The sequence below is a fragment of the Leptospira alexanderi serovar Manhao 3 str. L 60 genome (genome assembly GCF_000243815.2).
GTDB classification, from domain to species: domain Bacteria; phylum Spirochaetota; class Leptospiria; order Leptospirales; family Leptospiraceae; genus Leptospira; species Leptospira alexanderi.
This window is the reverse complement of the sequence record NZ_AHMT02000002.1, coordinates 60,042-67,500: the sequence shown is the minus strand read 5'-3', so window position 1 is coordinate 67,500 and position 7,459 is coordinate 60,042. Positions and strand designations below refer to the sequence as shown.

5 protein-coding genes and 1 pseudogene are annotated in these 7,459 nt (G+C 39.0%); 5 read left to right on the top strand and 1 reads right to left on the bottom strand.

Annotated features, from left to right (window positions below):
• Window positions 1–619 precede the first annotated feature (619 nt).
• The 4 genes from LEP1GSC062_RS23775 to LEP1GSC062_RS01115 all read left to right on the top strand — a co-directional run bounded on the left by LEP1GSC062_RS23775 (window position 620) and on the right by LEP1GSC062_RS01115 (window position 4,545).
• Entirely contained in the window at window positions 620–790 is a 171-nt protein-coding gene (locus tag LEP1GSC062_RS23775; RefSeq protein ID WP_002620966.1) for a hypothetical protein, read from the top strand.
• A 73-nt stretch (window positions 791–863) separates the two neighbouring features.
• Complete coding sequence (locus LEP1GSC062_RS01125) at window positions 864–2,807, top strand: ABC-F family ATP-binding cassette domain-containing protein (protein ID WP_020983155.1); 1,944 nt, start codon at window positions 864–866, stop codon at window positions 2,805–2,807.
• 126 nt (window positions 2,808–2,933) lie between these two features.
• Window positions 2,934–3,269 carry a rhodanese-like domain-containing protein gene (locus tag LEP1GSC062_RS01120; protein WP_020983158.1) on the top strand — a complete coding sequence of 112 codons (336 nt, stop codon included), beginning with the start codon at window positions 2,934–2,936 and terminating at the stop codon, window positions 3,267–3,269.
• 457 nt (window positions 3,270–3,726) lie between these two features.
• On the top strand, window positions 3,727–4,545 hold the full coding sequence (locus LEP1GSC062_RS01115; RefSeq protein WP_020983121.1) for a metallophosphoesterase: 819 nt from the start codon (window positions 3,727–3,729) through the stop codon (window positions 4,543–4,545).
• Window positions 4,546–4,672: 127 nt separating this feature from the next.
• On the opposite strand, the gene LEP1GSC062_RS01110 is transcribed toward LEP1GSC062_RS01115, so the two are convergent.
• The gene (locus LEP1GSC062_RS01110) at window positions 4,673–5,287 is read right to left on the bottom strand and encodes a TetR/AcrR family transcriptional regulator (RefSeq protein WP_010577301.1); all 615 of its coding nucleotides are present in this window, start codon (window positions 5,285–5,287) and stop codon (window positions 4,673–4,675) included.
• An 847-nt stretch (window positions 5,288–6,134) separates the two neighbouring features.
• Between LEP1GSC062_RS01110 and LEP1GSC062_RS01100 the strand changes: the two are divergent.
• Window positions 6,135–7,315 (top strand): annotated as a pseudogene (locus tag LEP1GSC062_RS01100) (acetyl-CoA C-acetyltransferase).
• The last annotated feature ends 144 nt before the right edge of the window (window positions 7,316–7,459 follow it).

The following is a 7,459-nucleotide window of genomic DNA, read 5'->3' as shown; positions in this document are numbered from 1 at the left end:
AAAAATTCAAGGGAAAAGCATTTGTAGGAACTTTTGTTTCTTACAAACGTTTGATTGTTGGTAGATAAGGATTTGGAAATTTGTTGAAAAATAGGAGTTCCTACATTTAGGTTTTTCTTTTCCCCCTATTTTTTTTCTGTTGGTTTTTGTCTTGTGGTTAATGTATTTCTTGATTTAACTCACGTTTTTCAAGCTATAAGGGGCGAATTTTGTCTAAAGTTATTTCAAAAATAATCTTTCCTATCCTAAAATGACGTTTCAAGATAAAGAAAAAAGGAGTATTTTTGAAGTGGGTTCTGGAAGAATTATTTCGTTCGTTCAATACCTTGAATCCAGTTTTCCGAATAAAATTATGTCTTATTTGATCCGGAGACTAGATCCTTCCAATAAGAATATTCTTATTCGATGAGTCCAAATGTTGGACTTTACGATTTTAATCTAAGAAAGTTCCATTTTCGGTTCTTTGCAAAAAACCGAATTTGAACTGGAATTGCAAAGTATAGTTGGAGTGGGCTTTAGATACTATTTTGATTGTATCGAACGATACTTTCCCCTAAAATCGGTTGTCGGATCCCCCTAATTCTAAAAATCTGGCATAAAATTATTTAGCGGGATATCCATGTCTGAAGAAACTCAAGAAAAGAAAAACAAAAAGATCAACAAAATGACCGTGGCGGAAATCAACACTGCGATTCAAACTTCAAAAGAAAAAATGAACGGTTCTTCCAGCAAATATATTTTGCATCTCAATGCAAGATTGGAAGAACTTGCGGCAAAAGGTAAGAAGTAATTTCCTTTTTTAATCTGTCGGTTTTCGACGGATTTGGTCTGCGTCGTTTTTACCTCTTTGAACTTCTCGATCCTTGCTTCAATTTATCGATATAAAACATCAATACGCTTCGGCCGTATTGTTTAATGGATTTTCCTGGCATATAAAACCCGGCGCTCGCGTTTGTCTTGTGGGCCCGAACGGTTCTGGCAAATCGACTTTATTTAGAATTGCGGAAGGGAAATTTATTCCAGACAACGGAACCGTAGCAAAATCAAAAAATACCGAAATTTCAGTTTTTCAACAGATACCGGACTTCGATCCGGAAGCTTCGGTCATAGACACTGTATTAGAAAAACATAAACATTATCGCGAGTATTCAGAACGATTGAAGGAAATCAATTGTAAGTTCGATCTTGTTTCCCACGATTCGAAAGAATTCACAGCGATCCTAGACGAACAAAGTGCTCTGGAAGAATACGCTTTTACGTACGGGATTCACAAGTTAGAATCCAATGCTCGCAAGGTTTTGGGAGGATTAGGATTTTCTAATGCTCAGATGGAAATGAAGGTTCGCGAATTCTCTCCCGGTTATCAACACCGTCTTGGTTTGGCGATCACTCTTCTGAATCCAGGCAACTTGCTTTTGTTGGACGAACCTACGAACCATTTGGATAACGCATCTAAGGAATGGCTTGCAGGTTATCTGAATTCCACCGGACAATCCTTCGTGCTCGTTACTCACGATCCCGAATTTTTGAATGCGACCTGCGATACAATCGCAGAACTTTCCCCTTCGGGAGTCATCGAATTTCGGGGAACCTTGGAAGAATATTTCGAACACAAAAATGAATTTCAGGAAAAGCTTCAAGCTCAATTCGAAAAGGAGGAAGCTTATCTTAAAAATAGAATGGAATGGATAGAGCGATTTCGTGCGAAGGCTACGAAGGCAAGACAGGTCCAATCTGCGATCAAAAAACTTGAAAAAAGAGATAAGGTGGAAGCGCCTCAGGAATCTTTCTGGAATTCCAAGTCCGATTATCGTTTTAATTTTATTTCCTCGGGAAAAATTACCGTAAGAATCGAAAACGGAGCATTTTCGTATTCCGGCAAGGCCCCTTATATTTTCAATAACGCTGATTTAGAAATTTCCGCGGGAGACAAAATTGCAGTTGTTGGTCCGAATGGGGCCGGAAAGTCTACGTTTCTTCGTTGTTTATTAGAAATTCATAAACTAATTTCGGGAAAGATTTATTACGGGCCGAAAACAAAAATCGGTTACTTCTCGCAAAATCATCACGAAGAACTGGATCCTTCCAAAAATCTGCTTCAAACCGTGATGTCCGCTTATCCTGATCTTACGGAACAACAAGCTAGAAGTCTTCTCGGTTATTTTTCTTTTTCAGATGACTCCGTTTATAAACAAACCAATCTTCTTTCGGGTGGAGAACAAAGTCGTCTTCGTCTTGCAATGCTCGTTCGTTTTCCGGCCAATGCCATTTTCTTGGACGAGCCTACAAATCACCTGGATTTAGTCGTTCGGGATAATTTGCGTCGGGCACTGATGGCTTATGAAGGTTCCCTTTTGATCATTTCTCACGATCCAGAATTTTTAAAAGATCTCTGTAACCGTACCATTTCGGTCGATAACGGGCAGATCCGTGATTTCAATTGTAGCTTCTCCGATTATCTGAAATACAATTTACAAGAGACAGTGCATCCTAAATTACAAAGCGACAGTTCTACCTTGAAAAAGGGGGAGACAAACCAAACCCGTTCTAAAAAAAATTCTGACAAAAATAGAATCAAAAAAATTCAGAAAGAATTGGAGCAGATAGAAACCAAAATCGAACTTTTAGAAAAATCCAAAAAGAATTTGGAAGAAGTGTTGGCTGATCCGGGCTTTTTTAAAAATCGTAGTTATCAATTGGAGTTAGACAACTTAAACGAAGTCAAAAATGAAATCACACATTTGACCTCCGCATGGGAATCGCTTCAATTTGAGTTGGAAGAACTTTCAGAAAAGTCTAAATTGTAATTTGGTTGGAATTCCGTGGAAACTATGAATTCGAATTACTTGAATTTTTAAGTCCGATTGTTTGAAAAAAAAACGGCTGATTCAGCGGATATCACGTTCTATTTTTATATTGAGGAATATTATCGTATGACCCCTAAAGAACTAAAGTCGAGATTGGATTTGAGAGAAATGAAAAAGGATTCATTTTATCTTCTCGATGTGAGAAATCCAAACGAAGTGGAAATCTGTACAATCGAAGGAACCGATCTTTTGGTTCCGGTAGGAGAACTTCCGAATAGGCTTTCCGAAATCAATTCTTGGAAAGAATCCGGTAAGGATGTGATCGTATATTGTCGTTCCGGAGGACGTTCTGCTATGGCTTGCGGGATTTTAAAACAATCCGGTTTTACAAAGATACATAATGTGGAAGGGGGGATTTTACTTTATTCGGACGAAGTTGATTCTTCTATTACTAAATACTAATAAGACTTTGCCAAAATCTCAAGTGCAGCGGGAAGGCTATATAGTCGCCCCAAAAATTTTTACAAGAATCGGCTGCAATCGGTTGATAAGTCCGTAATAAAAGTGGGATTCCGTATTTTGTGAAACTCAGGCGTCTGACTTCTACGGGCGCTCGATAAAACTCAGCTTTCACTCTTTACGGGTCGTTCGATGGGTTTAGGACAAGTTCTTAGAAGATAGTTTATCATTGGAATTCACACGATTTGAATTTTACGGTAAACTTAAAATCGGTCCAAAATGAACGTTGCGACGAATCGTAAGTTCAAAATTCGGTTGGAAATGTCTTAAAGTTCTTCATTCCCTTTTAATAAAGTCTAAATCGCTAATTCGGAGAATCTACTGATTTCGAGTTTTAGAATTAAATGTCGTTTTTTATCAGAGTTGCTATGTTGCCGAATGATTTTGTTCTCGAGAGTATATGAGAAAAATACGATTTTATGTTATAGTAGTTTTATTTTTTATCGGAGTGAATTGTCTTTTTATTGAAAGGTATTGGGTCCGATTCCAAGAATACGAATTCAAGTCCGATAAAGTCGCAAAAGATTTCGACGGTTATAAAATTGCAGTCGTTTCCGATCTTCACTACGGTTTTTTAAATCCTGAATTTTGGATTCGATGGGTTATAGAAGAAATCAATTCTCGTAATGTGGATTTAATCGTAGGCTTGGGAGATTATGTAAAGAAGCGGGATACGGATACAGAACTGTTAAAAGTTTGGCCTATTTTAAAAGAACTCAAGGCAAAGGACGGCGTTTATTTCGTTAACGGCAATCATGATCATTGGGCAAACGACGGACTATCGCTTGAACTTTTAGAAAGAAGCGGCCGGTCTATTAGAAATAAAAACGTAATAATACAACGAAAAGCGTCAAAATTTATCCTGGCCGGAGTCGGTGATTTTTTGGAGGATAGGACTGACATCGATAAAGCTTTATCCGGTACCTTTCATAAAGATTTCAGGATTGTGTTGTCTCACAATCCTGACGCATCCAATACAAAGCATGAAGAAAAAGTGGATTTGTTTCTGGCCGGACATACTCATGGGGGACAAGTAAGAATCCCGATTTTTGATCTTTCACCGATTTTACCCGTAGAGGATTCCAACTTTGACGTCGGATTTAAAAAAAATAAATCCGGCGAAGACGTATTTATTTCTGCGGGTATCGGCTGGTCAATTTTACCGATTCGATTTTTTTGTCCCGCGGAAGTTCCATTGATCGTATTGCGTTCTCCATAGGGATTGGCTCTAAGTCATAAATGGGAATTTGCTAGAATTTCTTGAAAATAAATTAGAATTATATTATGTTCTAAAGTATGGCGCTATCGCTATTTCTTTCGAGGTTTCGAACTTATAATTAAAAGGCTTATTCTCCTGAAAGAATTTTCTGAAAATACGAAAAACCTTCCGCTAACGGATCGTCTTTTCCTCCACGACGGCGTTTGAGCATATTCGTAAGATCTAATACCATCAATCCGTACATCCAAGCCCACATCGTTCTTGCTATTGTCGGATATTCCGTTTTGGGAAGTTTGAACTCGCGACTAACGCAGCCGTTTCTTATGGTTTCTAAAAACACTCTATAACTAGTGGGCAAACTTGGAAACGCCTTTCTATGCATGTGTCCATGGACCGTGTTAAACATTACTTTGTGGAGTTCTTTATTATTGAGAGAAAAGTCCCAATAGGTTCTTGCGATTCCTGCAAGTTTTTCAAAGGAATTCTTCCCATTTTTTTGCGCGTCTCGCAACCGTTGGGTTAGCTCGGTTTCTCCTTTGGCTATCAATACTTGAATGATTTCTTCTTGGCTTTTAAAATGAGAATAAGGACTTGCTACGCTGCAGTTCAACTTTTCGGCGATCTTTCGCATAGAAAGTCCGTCGATCCCTTCCTCTTGTAGGATTTCCATCGCGACTTGGACGATGTTTTCCCGGTTCAGGCTATTTCGGGATCTCCTTTTGTGTCGAACTACAATAGTCATTTTATTCCAAATTTATCAAGTAGCTTAATTGAAAGCGTCTAGATATTTCACTTTATATGTGTTGTTTCAACTTTATAAATCCCTCTATGATCTGAAAGCAAAAATCAATTTCTCAACGTTTATACGCGAAGTTTATAGAAGTCGCATGCAAGATGTTTATTATTATCAGAATCAAATGAGAATGATTTGGTAATTAAAGAAAAAACCGAAAAGAATTCCTACTTTCCAAAATAGGCTTTTTTTGAGGAGTTGGACGAAAATGAGTAATGGTGGATCGTTACGTTTAGGGTTTTTTCTAGTTTTGTAGATGGCAAAGACGATTGTGAAAAAAAATTGTGGGAATTCCCGTATTTAAATTTTTTCGGGAAATCCTTTTTAAGGAATTTGTAGGAACTACTACTTCTTCCACACGAAAAAAGGGTTTGTCTTCTTTTGGGAAATCAGGATCAGAGGATTTTTTATTTCCGCTTTGGACTAAAAAAGAATATAAAAACGATTCTTATAAACGAATTAGAATTAGCCGCAATTTTATTTCGAGTCAAAGATCAATGGAAAAAAAGGAAAGTGCAACTGTGCGATTTCTAAAGAAAAATTGGGTTTTACTTGGATCAAGGAAAAAGATCGAACTAAGATTTCCGTGTTTCGTAAACAAGAGGGATTTTTTCATGTAACGGTTTTGACGAAAAGTGTGTACTTTCCGGTTAAGACAGAAATTTTTCCATCTACCTGCTTCGAAAATTTTCCAATGGGATATCTACAGGCGCAATGTGTCGGATAATGCGTAGAAGTACACTACAAAGCGAAGAAACATTCAGGAATTAGAATATTAAAGTTATTAGGAGTAATTATGGAAGAGGCAGTCATCCTGGACGGAATTAGAACCCCGTTCGGAAATTTCGGAGGAACTTTAAAGGACCTTAGTGCGGTTGATTTGGGAGTTTTGGTTTCGAAAGCGATTTTGGAAAAAACAGGAGTTTCTCCGGACGGAATCGGAGAATCAATTTTTGGAAACGTAATTCCGACCGGAAAAGAGGCGATTTATCTCGCTCGCCATATCGGTTTGAAATCCGGTCTTCCTTTGGGGGTTCCGGCCTTAACTTTGAATCGTCTCTGTGGTTCCGGCATGGAAGCGATCATTCAGGCGGCAAAGAAGATTTACCTTGGAGATGCGGATGCGGTTCTTGCGGGTGGTGTGGAATCTATGAGCAACGCTCCTTACGTAGTTCGGAACGCACGCTGGGGTGTTCGTTATGGCTCCGCTGAATTCGAAGATTCATTGGAACAAGGTCTTACCGATCAATACGTAGGTTTGATAATGGGGCAGACTGCGGAAAATCTTGCGGATCAATATAAAATTTCCAGACAAGAACAAGACGAATGGGCTGCAATCTCTCAGACCCGTGCGGAAAAAGCGACTATGGAAGGTCGTCTTAAGGATGAGATTTTTACCGTTACGATTCCCGGTAAAAAGCCAGTTACATTAGAAAAAGATGAGTTTATCAAAGGTGTTGCCGGAATCGATAAACTTGGGACTTTGAAGGCTGCTTTTCGAGACGGCGGAACCGTAACTGCGGGAAATGCATCCGGTTTGAACGATGGGGCGGCCGCTACGATCGTGGTTTCTTCTTCTTATGCGAAAAAAATCGGTAAAAAACCTCTCGCGATTATCCGCGGTTATGGTCACGCTGGCTGCGATCCGGCTAAGATGGGAATCGGTCCCGCACTTGCGATTCCGGCCGCTTTAAAAAAGCAGGTCTAAAACTTTCAGATATGAGTCTTGTAGAAATCAACGAAGCTTTCGCCGCTCAGTATCTTGCCGTTCAAAAGGAACTCGGTCTTAATCCGGAGATTACTAATGTAAACGGAGGGGCCGTTGCCATCGGACATCCACTTGGGGCTTCCGGCGCCAGAGTTACGATTACTCTAGCATACGAACTAAAAAGAAGAAAGGCGAAATACGGTGTCGCTTCTCTTTGTATTGGAGGTGGTCAAGGAATCGCGCTCGTTTTGGAAAATCCGGAAGTGTAACTAAAAGTTTCGCTTCATGTTCTATCAAAAGGCTCGGAAAACTCCGGGCCTTTTTGTTATAGTTTGTATCAATCCAAGATATTATATTTTTTAAATATTATAGATGATTTTATTTTATGCGGGAAACGTGCGGGATCGAATCGG